At 68.5% G+C, this 14,854-nt stretch carries 12 protein-coding genes; 4 read left to right on the top strand and 8 right to left on the bottom strand.

Going from position 1 to position 14,854, the window contains the following annotated elements; translation table 11 throughout:
* Positions 1–6 precede the first annotated feature (6 nt).
* Together E9536_RS01170 and E9536_RS01175 are read left to right on the top strand one after the other, a co-directional pair.
* Positions 7–1,002: an arabinose ABC transporter substrate-binding protein gene (locus E9536_RS01170; RefSeq protein ID WP_027791427.1), complete on the top strand. Its 996-nt coding sequence runs from the start codon at positions 7–9 to the stop codon at positions 1,000–1,002.
* A 19-nt stretch (positions 1,003–1,021) separates the two neighbouring features.
* Positions 1,022–1,786, top strand: coding sequence for an SDR family oxidoreductase (locus E9536_RS01175; RefSeq protein WP_136469123.1), 765 nt, complete (start codon positions 1,022–1,024; stop codon positions 1,784–1,786).
* Positions 1,787–1,844: 58 nt separating this feature from the next.
* Here E9536_RS01175 and E9536_RS01180 read toward each other — a convergent pair whose 3' ends face one another.
* The 4 genes from E9536_RS01180 to E9536_RS01195 form a co-directional block, all read right to left on the bottom strand.
* Complete coding sequence (locus E9536_RS01180) at positions 1,845–3,560, bottom strand: cation:proton antiporter (protein ID WP_021164046.1); 1,716 nt, start codon at positions 3,558–3,560, stop codon at positions 1,845–1,847.
* A gap of 208 nt (positions 3,561–3,768) precedes the next feature.
* Positions 3,769–5,181 (bottom strand): cytochrome c, encoded by a 1,413-nt coding sequence (locus tag E9536_RS01185; RefSeq protein ID WP_136469124.1) that lies wholly within the window; start codon positions 5,179–5,181, stop codon positions 3,769–3,771.
* Entirely contained in the window at positions 5,178–6,956 is a 1,779-nt protein-coding gene (locus tag E9536_RS01190) for a GMC family oxidoreductase (protein WP_021163240.1), read from the bottom strand. The genes E9536_RS01185 and E9536_RS01190 overlap by 4 nt, the downstream gene beginning before the upstream one ends.
* Positions 6,956–7,693: a gluconate 2-dehydrogenase subunit 3 family protein gene (locus E9536_RS01195; protein ID WP_124544733.1), complete on the bottom strand. Its 738-nt coding sequence runs from the start codon at positions 7,691–7,693 to the stop codon at positions 6,956–6,958. The genes E9536_RS01190 and E9536_RS01195 overlap by 1 nt, the downstream gene beginning before the upstream one ends.
* A gap of 604 nt (positions 7,694–8,297) precedes the next feature.
* On the opposite strand from E9536_RS01195, the gene E9536_RS01205 reads away from it, so the two are divergent.
* Positions 8,298–8,882, top strand: a complete 585-nt coding sequence (locus E9536_RS01205) for an RNA 2'-phosphotransferase (protein WP_136469125.1) — start codon at positions 8,298–8,300, stop codon at positions 8,880–8,882.
* Positions 8,883–8,891: 9 nt separating this feature from the next.
* Here E9536_RS01205 and E9536_RS01210 read toward each other — a convergent pair whose 3' ends face one another.
* Positions 8,892–9,308 carry a DUF3995 domain-containing protein gene (locus tag E9536_RS01210; RefSeq protein ID WP_027791422.1) on the bottom strand — a complete coding sequence of 139 codons (417 nt, stop codon included), beginning with the start codon at positions 9,306–9,308 and terminating at the stop codon, positions 8,892–8,894.
* A 301-nt stretch (positions 9,309–9,609) separates the two neighbouring features.
* On the opposite strand from E9536_RS01210, the gene ald reads away from it, so the two are divergent.
* Positions 9,610–10,725, top strand: a complete 1,116-nt coding sequence (ald, locus tag E9536_RS01215; RefSeq protein WP_060207496.1) for an alanine dehydrogenase — start codon at positions 9,610–9,612, stop codon at positions 10,723–10,725.
* 48 nt (positions 10,726–10,773) lie between these two features.
* Here the strand turns inward: ald and polX are convergent, their stop codons facing one another.
* The 3 genes from polX to E9536_RS01230 form a co-directional block, all read right to left on the bottom strand.
* Complete coding sequence (gene polX, locus E9536_RS01220) at positions 10,774–12,540, bottom strand: DNA polymerase/3'-5' exonuclease PolX (protein WP_124531395.1); 1,767 nt, start codon at positions 12,538–12,540, stop codon at positions 10,774–10,776.
* Positions 12,541–12,688: 148 nt separating this feature from the next.
* Positions 12,689–13,081: a TraR/DksA family transcriptional regulator gene (locus E9536_RS01225; protein ID WP_034196043.1), complete on the bottom strand. Its 393-nt coding sequence runs from the start codon at positions 13,079–13,081 to the stop codon at positions 12,689–12,691.
* Positions 13,082–13,461: 380 nt separating this feature from the next.
* On the bottom strand, positions 13,462–14,847 hold the full coding sequence (locus E9536_RS01230; protein ID WP_034196147.1) for an undecaprenyl-phosphate glucose phosphotransferase: 1,386 nt from the start codon (positions 14,845–14,847) through the stop codon (positions 13,462–13,464).
* Positions 14,848–14,854 lie beyond the last annotated feature (7 nt).

Here is a 14,854-nt window from a genome sequence, read left to right on the forward strand (position 1 = left end):
AGACGCATGCGATTCCACTGGAAGACGCTCGCACTGGCCATCGCGAGCGCGGCACTGGTCGGCGGGGTACCCGCCCATGCCGCCGACCCCGCCGACGTGAAAATCGGCTTCCTCGTCAAACAGCCGGACGATCCGTGGTTCCAGGACGAATGGCGCTTCGCCGACCAGGCGGCGAAGGAAAAGCATTTCACGCTGATCAAGATCGCGACGCCGAGCGGCGAAAAGGTATCGACCGCGCTCGACAGCCTCGCCGCGCAAAAGGCACAGGGCGTGATCATCTGCGCACCCGACGTGAAACTCGGCCCCGGCATCGCGGCTAAGGCGAAGCGCGCGGGGATCAAGCTGATGTCGGTCGACGACCAGCTCGTCGACGGCCGCGGTGCACCGCTCCAGGGCGTGCCGCACATGGGCATCTCCGCGTACAAGATCGGCCAGCAGGTCGGCCAGGCGATCGCGGACGAGACGAAGCGGCGCGGCTGGAACCCGGCCGAGGTCGGCATCATCCGGATCGCGTACGACCAGTTGCCGACCGCACGCGAACGCACGACCGGCGCGGTCGATGCGCTCAAGGCCGCCGGCTTCCCGGCCGCGAACGTGATCGATGCGCCAGAAATGACGGCCGACACCGAAGGCGCGTTCAACGCGGCGAACATCGCGCTCACCAAGCATGCGAATTTCAAGCGCTGGGTCGCGTTCGGCTCGAACGACGACACGACGGTCGGCGCGGTGCGCGCCGCCGAGGGGCGCGGCATCGGCGCGGACGCGATGGTCGCGGTCGGCATCAACGGCAGCCAGATCGCGCTCAACGAATTCGCGAAGCCGAAGCCGACGGGCTTCTACGGCTCGATCCTGCTGAATCCGCGCCAGCACGGCTACCAGACGAGCATCGACATGTACGACTGGATCACGAAGAACCAAGCGCCACCGCCGCTCGTGCTGACGTCCGGCACGCTGATCACGCGCGACAACGAAAAGCAGGCGCGCGCCGCGCTCGGCCTGTGAGCCGGCACAAGGAGCCGACATGACACGCACCACCCTCGTGACGGGCGCCGCCGGCGGCATCGGCCAGGCGCTGTGCCGCATCTTCCTCGCCGCCGGCGACCGCGTGCTCGCGCTCGATCGCGACCGCGCGGCGCTCGACCGCTTCATCGATACGCTCGGCGACGCGCACGTAACGCCGGTCGTCGACGACCTGACCGACGCCGAGCGGCTGCAATCGACGCTCGAATCGCATCCGCAGGCCGACGTGCTCGTCGCCAACGCGGGCACGGCCGCGTCGACCACGCTGCGCGACACGACGCCCGCCACCTGGCGCACGGATCTCGACGCGAACCTGACGGCCACCTACATGAGCGTCGAAGCCGTGCTGCCCGGCATGCGCGCACGCGGGCGCGGCGCAATCGCGATCATCGGTTCGGTCAACGGCGTGCATGCGCTCGGGCATCCGGCGTACAGCGCGGCGAAGGCCGGGTTGATCAGCTACACGAAATCGCTCGCGATCGAATTCGGCCGCGACGGCGTGCGCGCGAACATCGTGCTGCCGGGCACCGTGAAGACGCCCGCGTGGGAAGCGCGCGTGCAGCGCAACCCGCAGGTGTTCGAGCAATTGAGGAAGTGGTATCCGCTCGACGATTTCGCGACGCCGGACGACGTCGCGCAGGCCGCGCTGTTCCTGTGCTCGCCTGCGGCGCGGATCATCACGGGCGTCGCGCTGCCCGTCGACGGCGGCCTGCTGGCCGGCAATCGCGTGATGGCGCAGGAGCTGACGCTCGAGACGTTCTACTGAAACCGAAGCAGGCGGCGCCGGCGGCTGCGTGGGCCGCCCGGCGCGCTGCCGTGCGCCGTCAATGCGCGGCCGCGACCGGCTTCGCCATCCTGCCGAGCACATGCTCGGTCATCCCGCGCGCGAGTTCGGTCTCGCCCATGAACACGGTGCCGATACCCTCGTTCGACAGCAGCGCGGCCTCGTCGCCGCTGTTCGTGCACAGCACGACCTCGAGCGCCGGGTTGAGCGTGCGCGAGATCTCGACGATCTGCCGTACGTCGAACACGTCGGGCAGCGTGACGACCAGCATCCCGGCGCGCGCGATATGCGCCTGCACGAGCACGATCGGCTCGATCGCATCGCCCGACACGGCGGCAACGCCTTCCGCGCGCAATTTCTCGACGAGCTCGCGATTCTGCTCGACGACGACGTACGCGATGCCGCGCTCGTCGAGCGCATGGGCGATCCGCGTGCCGACCTTGCCGTAGCCGACGATCACGACCTGCCCGGTGAGATGCGTCTGCGGCGTCGACATCGGCAACGCGGCGAGCGGATCGTCGCGCGCCTCGAGCTTGCGCGCGAACGCCGAATGCTTGCGGATCCACGCAAGCGCCGGATCGATCATCGCGAACAGCAGCGTGTTCATCGCGATCGAGATCAGCGCGACCGCGAGGATCAGGCTCTGCCCCTCGGCCGACAGCAGCCCGAGCGCACGGCCGAGCCCCGCGAGGATGAACGAGAATTCGCCGATCTGCGCGAGGCCCGCGCCGACCGTCAGCGCGGTATTCAGCGGATAGCGGAATGCGATCACGAGCGCGACCGCCGCAAGCGTCTTGCCGATCACCACGATCGCCGCGACCTCGATCACGTGCAGCGGCTCCGCGAGCAGGATCTTCGGGTCGAACAGCATCCCGACCGAAATGAAGAACAGCACCGAGAACGCATCGCGCAGCGGCAGCGTCTCGTCGGCCGCGCGCCGGCTGAACTCCGACTCGCGCATCATCATCCCGGCGAAGAACGCGCCGAGCGCGAACGACACGTCGAACAGCTTCGCCGCGCCGAACGCGATGCCGACCGCGGCCGCGATCATGCACAGCGTGAACAGCTCGCGCGAGCCCGTGCGCGCGACGAGCCACAGAATGCGCGGGAACACGCGCTTGCCGACCACCAGCATCAATGCGATGAACGCCGCGACCTTCAGCATCGTGACACCGAGCGTGCCCCACACGCTGCCGCCGGCCGCGTGCGCGTCGCCGGGCGGCGTGCCGCCGAGCAGCCCCGCGACGGGCGGCAGCAGCACGAGCACGAGCACCATCACGAGATCCTCGACGACGAGCCAGCCGACCGCGATGCGCCCGTTGACCGTCTCGACGAGCCCGCGCCCTTCGAGCGCACGCAGCAGCACGACGGTACTCGCCACCGACAGCGCGAGCCCGAACACGAGCGCCGCACCGACGCTCCAGCCCCAGGTGAGCGCGAGGCCGCCGCCGAGCAGCGTGGCCACCGTGATCTGGACGATGGCCCCCGGCAGCGCGATCTTGCGCACCGCGAGCAGATCGCCGAGCGAGAAATGCAGGCCGACGCCGAACATCAGCAGCATCACGCCGACTTCGGCGAGCTGCTGCGCGAGCGACAGGTCGCCGACGAAACCGGGCGTGCCGGGGCCGATCACGATCCCGGCGAGCAGATAGCCGACGAGCGGCGGCATTTTCAGCAGCGACGCGAAGTAACCGAAGACCATCGCGAGACCGAAACCGGCCGCGAGCAACGCAATCAGGCTGATGTCATGAGGCATCCCCCCTCCCGAGTTCTTGTAACGATTTAGTAAGGTTCAAGAACGAAAGGATAAGGGATGAGGCGCAAGAATGGCGCGCCGCCGCGAAAAATTCACGCGGCGGCGCGCCTTGGCGGGGTACAACCCCGGCGAATCGAAAGGCACCGCGCGGATCGCGCGGCGCCTTGAAGCACATCGGACAGGCGGGACGGGCGCCCCGCCGCCCCCGTCAGCGCGACGCTTGCGGGAACCGCGCGCCCGGCGGCGGTTCGGGCCGGGTCGACGGCACGCTCTTGCGCACCTTCGCGACCTGCGCGGCGGTCACCGGCGCCCCCGTGTTGCCCCAGCTCGTGCGCACGAAGTTGGACACGTCCGCGACTTCCTGGTCCGACAGGCGCCAGCCGAACGGCGGCATCGTGAACGTCGACGGCGCGGTGCGCGTGCCCTGCAGCGCGCTGCCTTCCAGCACGACGTGGATCAGCGAGGTCGGATCGTCGCCCTGCACGACCGGGTTGCCGGCGAGCGCCGGGAACACGCGCGTGTAGCCATGGCCGTCGCTGCGGTGGCAGGCCGTGCAGTTGTCGCGATAGACGGCCGCGCCCGGCTTGCTCGCATCGCCGGCCTGCAGGGCCTTGGCAGCCGCCGCGTCGTACACGTGCGGCTGCTCGCCCTGCACGCGCGGCGGCAGCGTCTTCAGGTAGCGCGCGATTGCGTTCAGGTCGTCGTCGGTCATGTGCTGCATGCTGTGGCCGACCACGTCCGTCATCCCGCCGAATGCAGCCGTGCGCAGCGTGCGGCCCGTCTTCAGGAACTGCACGATCTCGGTTTCGTTCCACGTGCCGAGGCCCGTGCGCGGCTCGCCGCGCAGGCTCGTCGGCACCCAGCCGTCGATCGCCGCACCGCCGGCCAGGAAGTCCGGGCCGTCCGCGTCGGTCAGCCCGCGCTCCTGCATCGTCGGCGCACGCGGCGTGTGGCACGCGCCGCAGTGGCCGAGACCCTGCACGAGATACGCGCCGCGCGCGACCACCGGATCGGTGTACGGCGCCGCGTCGAACGGCTTCGGCGTCGGGGCGAACATCTTGCGCCAGATCGTAAGCGGCCAGCGCATCGACAGCGGCCACACGATGTCGACCGCACGGTTCTCGTGCTCGACGGGCGCGACGCCGTGCATGAAGTACGCGTACAGCGCCTTCATGTCGTCGTCGGTCAGGCGCGCGTACGACGGGAACGGCATGGCCGGATACATCGAGTCGCCGTTCTTGCGCACGCCTTCGCGCACCGCGCGCGTGAAGTCCTCGTAAGTCCAGCCGCCGAGGCCCGTCTTCGGGTCCGGCGTGATGTTCGTCGAATAGATGCCGCCGATCGGCGTGTCGAATTTCAGCCCGCCCGCGAACGGCTTGCCGCCGCTCGCGGTATGGCACGCGATACAGTCGCCCGCGCGCGCGAGGTATTCGCCGCGCTTGATCAGGTTCGCGTCGGCGGATCGGGCCGCAGTTGCAGTCGCCGGGCCGGAAGCCGCCGCAGGCGCAGCCGGCTGCGCGAACGCCGTCGAGCCTGCGAAGCCGAGCGCGGCCCAGGCCGCGCCGGCCGCCAGCGCGCGCGACATCCGGCGCGCGACGTTGTGGTTCATCGTCCTCTTCATACGGTCACCAGCGGAGCGGGATTTTTCAGGTATTGCTCGCGGATCGCACGTGCCGACCAGTAGGCCAGCGCCGCGATGATCCCGGTCGGGTTGTAGCCGATGCCCTGCGGCAGCGCCGATGCGCCCATCACGAACACGTTGTGCACGTCCCAGCACTGCAGGTAGCGGTTCAGCACGCTCGTCTTCGGGTCGGTGCCCATGATCGCGCCGCCGACGAGGTGGGTCGTCTGGTACGCGCGCGAATCGAAGTGCTTGCCGAACTCGCGCGTCGACACGCCGATCGCCTTCGGCCCCATCGCCTCCGCGATCTTCTTCATCTGCCCGGTCACGTACTGCGCCATCTTGATGTCGTTGTCCTTCCAGTCGAAGGTCATCCGCAGCAGCGGCTGGCCGTACGAATCGCGATAGGTCGGATCGAGGTCGAGGTACACGTCGCGATACGACATGTTGGTGCCGTGCGCGTCCATCGAGATCGTGTGCGCGTAGTTGTCCTTGACCGCCTTCTTCCACGCCGAGCCCCACTGCGGCGTACCGGGCGGCGTCGCGATGCCGCTGATCGGCTTCACGCCGGCCTGGTTCACCCACAGCGGCGAGCCGCCGACGAAGCCGAGCGGGCCGTGGTCGAAGTTGTCCGCGTTGAAATCGTCCACCGCGACGCCGTTGCCGCCCGCGCCGATGAATGGATTCGTATAGGTGTCCTTGTCGAAGAACGCCTTGATCGTCGACAGGTTCTGGTACGCGAAATTGCGACCCACCACGCCTTCGCCCGAGATCGGGTCGTACGGCTTGCCGATGCCCGACAGCAGCAGCAGGTGCACGTTGTGGTACTGGAACGCGGCCACGATCACGAGATCGGCCGGCTGGTGCACTTCACGCCCGGCCGGGTCGACATAGGTCACGCCCGTCGCGCGCTTCTTCGTGTCGTCGAGGTCGACGCGCAGCACGTGGCACTTCGAGCGCAGCTCGAAGTTCGGCGCCTGCTTCAGCGCGGGCAGGATGTTCAGGTTCGGCGACGCCTTCGAGTACATGTAGCACGCGTAACCGCTGCAGTAGCCGCAGAAGTTGCACGGGCCCATCTGTACGCCGTACGGGTTCGTGTACGGGCCCGACGTGTTCGCCGACGGCAGCCGGTACGGATGCAGGCCGAGCGACTTCGCTGCATCGGAGAAGCGCTGCGCCGAATACGTGTTGAGCTGCGCGGGCAGCGGGAAGTTGTCGCTGCGGTTCGCCTCGAACACGTTGCCGTCGCCGACCACCTTGCCGCCGACCTTGTACGCCTGCCCCGACGTGCCGAACACCTTCTCCGCGAAATCGAAATGCGGCTCGAGCTCGTCGTAGGTCACGCCGGTGTCCTGGATCGTCATCCCTTCGGGGATGAACTTCTTGCCGTAGCGCTCTTCATAGTGGCTGCGCAGGCGCAGCTCTTCCGGCGTGATCCGGAAATGCACGCCCGACCAGTGCAGGCCCGCGCCGCCCACGCCTTCACCCGGCAGGAACGCGGCGAGCTGCCGGTACGGCAGCGCGGTGTCCTGCAGCCCGTGGCGGATCGACACCGTCGTCTTCGACAGGTCGAGGAACAGCTTCTTGCGAATGTTGTAGGTCAGTTCGTCGATCGTGTTCGGATACGCGCCGTCCGGATAGGTGTCGCGATACTCGCCGCGCTCGAGCGCGACCACGTTCAAGCCCGCTTCGGTCAGTTCCTTCGCGAGAATCGCGCCGGTCCAGCCGAAGCCGACGATCACCGCATCGACATGCGGTTTTTTCTCTGCGGCCATCAGCTGCGCTCCCCGTTGATCGAGACGGGGCCGTACGGATAGGGCTTGCCGCTCTGGTTGACGAAATCCATGAAGTCCGCGCGTGCGCCGGGAAAACCGATCATCTTCCACGCGGCCATGTCGTGATTGCCGCCATGCACCGGATCGCAGAAATAGCCTTCGCGCGTGTTCTGCAGCAACTGGCCGAAGAACACGCCGGGCGGCACGTCGTCGATCTGCGCGCCGCCCTTCTCCAGCGCGCCGAGCACGGCGTCGCGCGTCGGCGCGTCGAGATCTGCGAACGCCTTGCCGTGGGTCTTCTCGCAATAGCGGTTGACCGCCGCGATACCGAGCCGGTAGATGTCGCGCGGCACCAGCTTCAACTGGTAGCCAAGCTCGGGCACGCCTTGCTGAAACGGCCCCTGCATGTACCAGGTCGCGCCGTGCGCATACGGCGTCTCCATCTGGCGGTCGATGAATTCGGGCACGCCCGATTCGAGCGCGCCGGGGCCTTCGGCGTCGGCCGGAATCAGCCGGTCGACGGCGGCCTGGACGAACGCCCATTCCTTCGCATCGAAGAAGGTCGGCTTGTACGGGGCGCGTTCGGCGCTGGCCGATGCACCGGGCGCGTTGCCGGTCGTCGCGGAAGGCGACGACGAGCGCAGGTCGCAGCCGGCGACCGACGCGATCGGCACGAGCGCGACCGACGTGCGCAGGAAACGGCGGCGCGAGTTGGGTTTGTCAGGTGGCGTGGACATGGTCGGATGTTGATCGTTGGGGATCTCGGGGCCCGGACGCGCGCACTCCGCATGCGGCATGTCCGGCATGGCAGCCTTGCCGCAACCGGCTGGCCGTCCTGTTCTTTCGTCTGTTGCGAACAACCTCGATGCAGGCGCCGCCCGTGCAATGCGCGGCAGCGCCTTCATGCGGCCGCGCATCGCGCCGGTTCAGGCTGCGCTGCACGGATCGGCTTCTTTGTGAGCCCTATCGTCTGACAAATACCGGCATCTGCCTGCATCTGCCCCTCATCGCTCATGACCCTCATTCAACTTAGACGTCGCGTTTGCCGACAGCAAGCGCAACGTGCACGACCCTCTTTCGGGCCCGGCGACAAGTGCCGCGAATTATATATGGAACCGGTTCCATTCAAAGGTACGCCAATGCAATTCAATGCATCGAAAATCGCAACAATTGAAAAATCCAGAAGCAGGAACGCGAAAGGATTCGCGCGATTACCCGCCGACACGGGCGTCAGGGAAAGGATTGTCGTGTGTCGGGTTTCGCGGAAGGCTGTGGCTTTCCAGCCACGCGGCGCACCCGTGGGTGCCGGTTCGCATCGTGCTCTGGTAGCCTCCGCGTCTCATGAGACCACAGAAGAATGAACTGCCGGCGGCCGACGCGACCCGCATCAGCCGAACCCTCAGCTACCTGCTGCGCCACGCGCCGCAAACGATCGGGCTGCGGCTCGACCCGGAAGGCTGGGCCGACATCGACGAACTGATCGCCGGCATCGCCCGCCTGGGGCATCCCATCGATCGCGCGACGCTCGAAACCGTCTGCGCGACCAACGACAAGCAGCGCTTCGCGCTCTCCGACGACGGCCGACGCATCCGCGCGGTACAAGGCCATTCGACGCCCGTCGTGCAGCGCCGCTATCCGGCCGCGCAACCGCCCGAGCGTCTTTATCACGGCACCGCGACGCGCTTCCTGGATTCGATTCGGACGCAAGGGCTGATACCCGGCGCCCGTCATCACGTGCATCTGTCGCCGGACATCCGGACCGCGCTGGCCGTCGGCACGCGCTACGGCGTGCCCGTGATTCTCGAGGTCGATGCGCAGCGCATGCATCGGCAGGGCCACACGTTCTTCGTCGCCGAAAACGGCGTATGGCTGACGGATGCCGTGCCGGCCGAATACCTTACGGAGCGGGACGCGCCTGCACGCTGAGACGCGCGGTCACCGCGGCCAGAACATCGATGCGATGGACAGCGCCAGCGCCGCGCACAGCGGCGAGTAATACAGTGTGTCCATCCGTGCGAAACGCGACCCGCGAATCCGCTTGAAGAAGCCGACGTAACGGAAATCGCCGACGGCCCGCACCGCGAAGATCAATGCGAGCGCAACGACCGCGAACGAGATCGTGCCGGGATACGGGTTCGGCCCCAGCCAGCCGGCCCGCGCGGCAACCACGCACGCACCGCCCAGCAATGCCGCCGCGACGGCGAGCGTGCCGATGGCGGTCGGCCGCAGCAGCGGCTCGCCGTCCTGCTCCGGAATGGCCGCACGCTTGCCGCGCCGCCCACCCAACGCCCAGTACACGTGAATGAGCGCGATCGCGCAAAGCGTCGGCACGCTGAAATACGCCCCGGTCATGTCGGTCAATGCCCTCGTCTCGTTGTGTCGTTATCTCGACGTGCTGCCGGCAAAACGCCGGCGCGCGGCCCCGGGCCGCGACACACATGACGATACCGAAACCCGGCAGCGCGCGCATTGCGACCTCCGGTCGCAATGCGCCACGACCGATGTTGCAATGCAGTGCGCCCGGGCCGGCCGCTTGACTTCCCTCCCCGCACTACTACCCTGTTATTCCAGTACCGCGGTCGATACGCATCCGCGCGATCGGCCGCACGGCGCACCTGCACGACAACGATAACGAAGGCCATGGAGGCGACTCATGCTGATCGGCGTGCCGAAGGAGATCAAGAACCACGAATACCGTGTCGGCCTCACGCCGGCCGGCGCGCGCGAACTCACTCGGCACGGCCACCGCGTGCTGGTGCAGCGCGGCGCGGGCACCGCGATCGGCCTGCTCGACAACGACTACACGGCCGCGGGTGCATCGCTCTGCGACGGCGCCGACGAAGTCTTCGCGCGTGCCGACATGATCATCAAGGTCAAGGAGCCGCAGCCGGCGGAATGCGCGATGCTGCGGCGCGGGCAGATCCTCTACACGTACCTGCATCTCGCGCCCGATCCCGGACAGGCCGCGGCACTCGTGAAATCCGGCGCCGTCTGCATCGCGTACGAAACCGTGACGGGCCCGGGCGGCGGCCTGCCGCTGCTCGCGCCGATGAGCGAGGTGGCCGGGCGCATGTCGATCCAGGTCGCGGCGACCCACCTCGAAAGCCCGCGCGGCGGGCGCGGCCTGCTGATGGCCGGTGTGCCCGGCGTGCCGGCCGCGCATGTCGTCGTGCTCGGCGCGGGCGTGGTGGGCACCGGCGCGTTGCAGATGGCGGTCGGCCTAGGCGCGCGCGTCACCGTGCTCGACACCAACGTGAACCGGCTGCGCCAGCTCGACCTCGTGTTCGCCAACCGGATCGCGACCGTCTGCTCGAACGCGCACACGATCGACGAAGCCGTGCGCGATGCCGACGTCGTGATCGGCGCCGTACTCGTGCCGGGCGCATCGGCGCCGCGGCTCGTCACGCGCGACATGATCGCGACGATGCGCAAGGGGGCGGTCGTCGTCGACGTCGCGATCGACCAGGGCGGATGCTTCGAGACTTCGCATGCGACGACGCACGCGGACCCGACCTTCGTCGTCGACGGCGTCGTGCACTACTGCGTCGCGAACATGCCCGGCGCGGTCGCGCGCACGTCGACCTTCGCGCTGAACAACGCGACGCTCGGGCACGCACTCGCACTCGCCGACAAGGGCTGGAAGCAGGCGATGACCGACGATCCGCATCTGCGCGCCGGCCTGAACGTGTGCGACGGGCATATCACGTACGAAGCGGTCGCGCTGGCGCTCGGCCTGCCCTACGTGCCGGCGGCCGGCGTGCTGGCATGACGTGACCGCCTTCTCGCACGGCGGGCGGCTCGCGCCCGCCTGCCGCGTTCATGCGCCCTTCGAGCCGCGGCGCCTGGATGTGCCATCCGCTCCCATCGTGCGTGCAAGCAGCGGCCTCAATTGCGCGAGCGTGCGCGTGTTCAGCACGTCGGGCCGCGTCAGCCAGCCGCGTCGCGCCTGATCGACGCCGTATGCGAGATTGTCGAGTTCGTCCGTGCTGCACGCATCCGAGCCGATCGCCACCGGCACGCCGGCCTTCGCGGCCTCGCGGCACCAGATGTCCGGCAGGTCGAGCCGCCGCGGCTGCGCATCGAGTTCGACGAAACAGCCGCGCGCCGCGGCATGCGCGATCACGCGTGCCACGTCGAGTTCGCATGCGGCGCGCTCGCCGAGCACGCGGCCCGTCGGGTGCGCGAGAATCGTGAAATGCGGCTGGTCCATCGCGTGCAGCACGCGCGCGGTCTGCGCATCGCGCGACAACTCGAAGCCGTCGCGTACCGCACCGACCACGAGATCGAGCCGGCCGAGCAACGCGTCGGGCACGTCGAGGCTGCCGTCCTCGAGAATGCCGGCCTCCACGCCCTTGAGCAGCACGAAATCGTCGAACGACGCGTTCAGGCGGTCGATCTCGTCGAGTTGCCGGGCAAGCCAGTCGAAGCCGTTGCGGCCGCCGCCGGCATCCGGTGCCCGGTCGGTGATGGCCAGGTACGCGAATCCGCGCGCGCGTGCCGCATCGGCCATCGCGCGCAAGCTGTCGCGGCCGGCCGATGCGTCGGTATGCGCATGCAGGTCGCCATGCACATGCTTGCGCTCGACCAGCGCCGGCAGCGCGCCCGCGCGCGCCGCGTCGATCTCGCCACGATCCTCGCGCAATTCGGGCGGGACTTCGTGCAGCCCGATCGCCGCGTACACCGACGCCTCGGTCGCGCCGGCGATCCGTTCGTCGCCGCGAAACACGCCATATTCGTTGATCTTCAGCCCGCCGGCCTGCGCGATCCTGCGCAACGCGATGTTGTGCGCCTTCGATCCGGTGAAGTAGACGAGCGCCGCGCCGAACGCATCGGCATCGACGACGCGCAGGTCGACCTGCAACCCGCTCGCGAGCACGACACTCGACTTCGTCTTGCCGTGCGCCAGCACGCGCGCCACCTCGCCGTAGCCGACGAACGCGTCGGCGACGGCCTGCGGGTCGCGTGCGGTGACGAGGATGTCGAGATCGCCGACCGTCTCGCGGCGGCGGCGGAAGCTGCCGGCCGGCACGGCCTTGCCGACACCCGCAATCGCGCGCAGGCGTTCGAGCAGCGGCAGCAGCGCGTGCGCCGCATCCGGCAGCAGGAAGCGTTGGGGTTCGCGTTGCAGCCGGTCGTCGATCGCTTCGAGCAGATGGGCTTCGGTTTTCGCGCCGAAGCCGGGCAATTCACGCACGTGCCCGCTCTTCGCCTCGGCGCGAAGCTGTTCGAGCGAATCGACGTGCAGCGCGTCATGCAGCGCTTTCACGCGTTTCGCGCCGAGCCCCGGCACGTCGAGCAGTTCGACGATCGCGCCCGGCAGTGCGTGACGCAGCGTTTGCTGGAGTTCGCAGGTGCCGGTCGCGGCGATCTCGCGCAGCTTCGACGCGAGATCGGGCCCGATCGACGGAATCTTCCCGAGATCGTCACCGTTCGCGATCATCGTCGCGATATCGCGCCCGTAATCGGCGATCGTGCGCGCGGCGTTGCGATACGCGCGCACCCGGAACGGATTGGCGCCCTGGATCTCGAGCATGTCGGCGATCTCGGCGAACACGGCCGCACACCCGGCATTGTGGATCGGCATGATCGGCGTGGCTCCCTTCCACGTGGATGGTGCCGCGCGTGTGCGCGACGCCGTCTGCCCGCGCGGTGCCGCATGCCGACGCCGCCGGGCGCACGTTCGTCATCGTACGCCGGCCGGGCGTCGCGTGCAGCGACGTTGCGGCGCGACGTCAGAGGGTGGCGCGCGGCGTCGTGGCGTAGTGCCGCTCGTAGATCGACTGGCAATGCGTGCAGCGTTCGGCGGCCGGGCGCGCCAGCAGGCGCTCGTAGCCGACCGAACCGTCGCAGTCGATGCATTCGCCGTAGCTGCCGTCGCGCATCCGCTGCTGCGCGCGGCCGACCGCGCGCAGTTCGGTCAGTTTCATGCCGATCAATGCGTGATCGACGTCGACGAACAGGTCCGCATTCGCCTCGTCGCCCTCGTCCGGCGCCGCGCCGGCGAGATCTGCATAGGATTCCGACGCGCGCTGGTCTTCGCTCGTGCGTATCTCCGCACGTAACGTCTGCTCGCTCTCGTTCAGCCGCTGTTTCAGCGTCTGCCGTTGTTGTGCGTCGAGCGCCATGGCCGTCTCTCCTGTTCCGGGTTCCGCGCGGAAAATGGTCGCGCGCAGTGTCGCGCCGGTGTGCGGCGGGCAAGGTTCGACCGGCGCCGCCGCGCCACGGATACGCGCCCGGACGCATCAGGCGCCGGACGCATTCGATGCAGGATAAACCCATTGCACACGCGTGTGTTGACCGGAATCAGCGTGCCCCGCGATGCACGTGAAGGCTTGCGGAAACTGGGGACGGACGCGAAAACACGATGCAGGATTCACGCCGCAACGCCCGTCAGCGCAGCCGCAGCGCAGCAATTCGCCGCATGATCGCGTCTGTCCTTCGGTTCGGCATCGATCCACCGACGGATTCGCCGGCGTGATTTACCGCACCGGACGATTCGCAATCCTCAAAAGGCATTCCGGCCGATGAACCCTCGCACGACCGTCAACAGGATGATCTTCATGTCGAACCAGAAGCTCCAGTTCTGCATGTAGAACAGGTCGAACTTGACGCGCGCCTCCATCGCCTCGACCTTGCGCGTCTCGCCGCGATAGCCGTTCACCTGTGCCCATCCGGTGATGCCGGGCCGCACGCGGTAGCGGTACATGTAGCAGTCGATCAGTTGCCGGTAAAGGTCGTCGTGTTCGATCGCATGCGGACGCGGGCCGACGACCGACATCTGCCCGAACAGCACGTTGAAGAACTGCGGCAGCTCGTCGAGCGACGTGCGCCGCAGGAACGCGCCGACGCGCGTGATGCGCGCATCGTTGCGCGATGCCTGCCGCACGACGCCCGGTTGTGCGCGATGCACGCGCATCGTCCGGAACTTCAGGATGTCGAACTCCCGGCCGTCGACGCCCTTGCGGCGCTGCCTGAACAGCACGGGCCCCGGCGACGACAGCTTGACCGCGATCGCCAGCATCGACAGCAGCGGCAGCAACGGAATCAGCACACCGAATGCGAACAGCCGGTCGAACGCGAACTTGGCCCACAGCTCCGGCGCCGAGCGCGGCGTGGTCGCGAGATTGATCGCCGGCATGCCGAGCACGTCGGTCGCCGAGCGATCGACCATCGCCATCTGCCGCACGTCGGGCAGCAGCCGCAATTCCACGAACTCGTCGCGCAACTCGCGGACGATGCGCTGGATCCGCCACTCTTGCGACATCGGCAGCGTGAGCCATACCTCGTCGATCTCGCCACCGCGAATCAGGTCGCGCAGTGCGTTCCAGTCGTCGATCACCGGCACGCCGCCGATGCCGCCCGCGGCAGCCGGCGCGTCGTCATCGAATACGCACGCCGCCACGAAAGGGCCCTGCGGCGCGAGCTGCATCCGCTCGACCGCGACACGCCCGTACGCCGTCGCACCGACCACCGCGACGCGGCGCTGCCGCGCGCGCGGGTCGTCGCGCGTCAGTGCCAGCGCCAGCAGCGCGGCACGGCCGAGCAGCAGCGCCGCGTCGCCGGCCAGCACCGTGCGCGCGATCCAGCGTGTCGTGATCGTGCCGCCGCGGTTCATGATCCACATCGCGGCGCCCACCGTCAGCACGCTCGCGCAGACGAGCGCCACGATCGTCTGCGTCAGCGCATGCGTGCCGCCTTGCGGCGCCACGCTGCCGCGCACGGTGCGCAGGTAGCGCGGCAGCAACGCCACCGTCAGCACGCACAGCAGCGCGATCGCGCCGCGCTGCGCGTCGGACAGCGCGCGCCACGCGAGGCCCGAGGCCGCCTGCGCCGCGAGCGCGCCGGCCAGCACGAGTACGGCGTCGGTCGCTGCGATCGCGGCACGCCGCATCGCATTC

This window comes from Burkholderia sp. LS-044 (assembly GCF_004803625.1).
Taxonomy (GTDB): Bacteria; Pseudomonadota; Gammaproteobacteria; order Burkholderiales; family Burkholderiaceae; genus Burkholderia; species Burkholderia cepacia.

What these genes read in the sequence shown, in the direction of transcription:
- E9536_RS01210 (WP_027791422.1), bottom strand. Translation starts at nt 9,308, where the DNA reads ATGACCGGGGCGTATTTCAGCGTGCCGACGCTTTGCGCGATCGCGCTC.
- E9536_RS01180 (WP_021164046.1), bottom strand. Translation starts at nt 3,560, where the DNA reads ATGCCTCATGACATCAGCCTGATTGCGTTGCTCGCGGCCGGTTTCGGT.
- ald (WP_060207496.1), top strand. Translation starts at nt 9,610, where the DNA reads ATGCTGATCGGCGTGCCGAAGGAGATCAAGAACCACGAATACCGTGTC.
- E9536_RS01190 (WP_021163240.1), bottom strand. Translation starts at nt 6,956, where the DNA reads ATGGCCGCAGAGAAAAAACCGCATGTCGATGCGGTGATCGTCGGCTTC.
- E9536_RS01170 (WP_027791427.1), top strand. Translation starts at nt 7, where the DNA reads ATGCGATTCCACTGGAAGACGCTCGCACTGGCCATCGCGAGCGCGGCA.
- E9536_RS01185 (WP_136469124.1), bottom strand. Translation starts at nt 5,181, where the DNA reads ATGAAGAGGACGATGAACCACAACGTCGCGCGCCGGATGTCGCGCGCG.
- polX (WP_124531395.1), bottom strand. Translation starts at nt 12,540, where the DNA reads ATGCCGATCCACAATGCCGGGTGTGCGGCCGTGTTCGCCGAGATCGCC.
- E9536_RS01175 (WP_136469123.1), top strand. Translation starts at nt 1,022, where the DNA reads ATGACACGCACCACCCTCGTGACGGGCGCCGCCGGCGGCATCGGCCAG.
- E9536_RS01205 (WP_136469125.1), top strand. Translation starts at nt 8,298, where the DNA reads ATGAGACCACAGAAGAATGAACTGCCGGCGGCCGACGCGACCCGCATC.
- E9536_RS01195 (WP_124544733.1), bottom strand. Translation starts at nt 7,693, where the DNA reads ATGTCCACGCCACCTGACAAACCCAACTCGCGCCGCCGTTTCCTGCGC.
- E9536_RS01230 (WP_034196147.1), bottom strand. Translation starts at nt 14,847, where the DNA reads ATGCGGCGTGCCGCGATCGCAGCGACCGACGCCGTACTCGTGCTGGCC.
- E9536_RS01225 (WP_034196043.1), bottom strand. Translation starts at nt 13,081, where the DNA reads ATGGCGCTCGACGCACAACAACGGCAGACGCTGAAACAGCGGCTGAAC.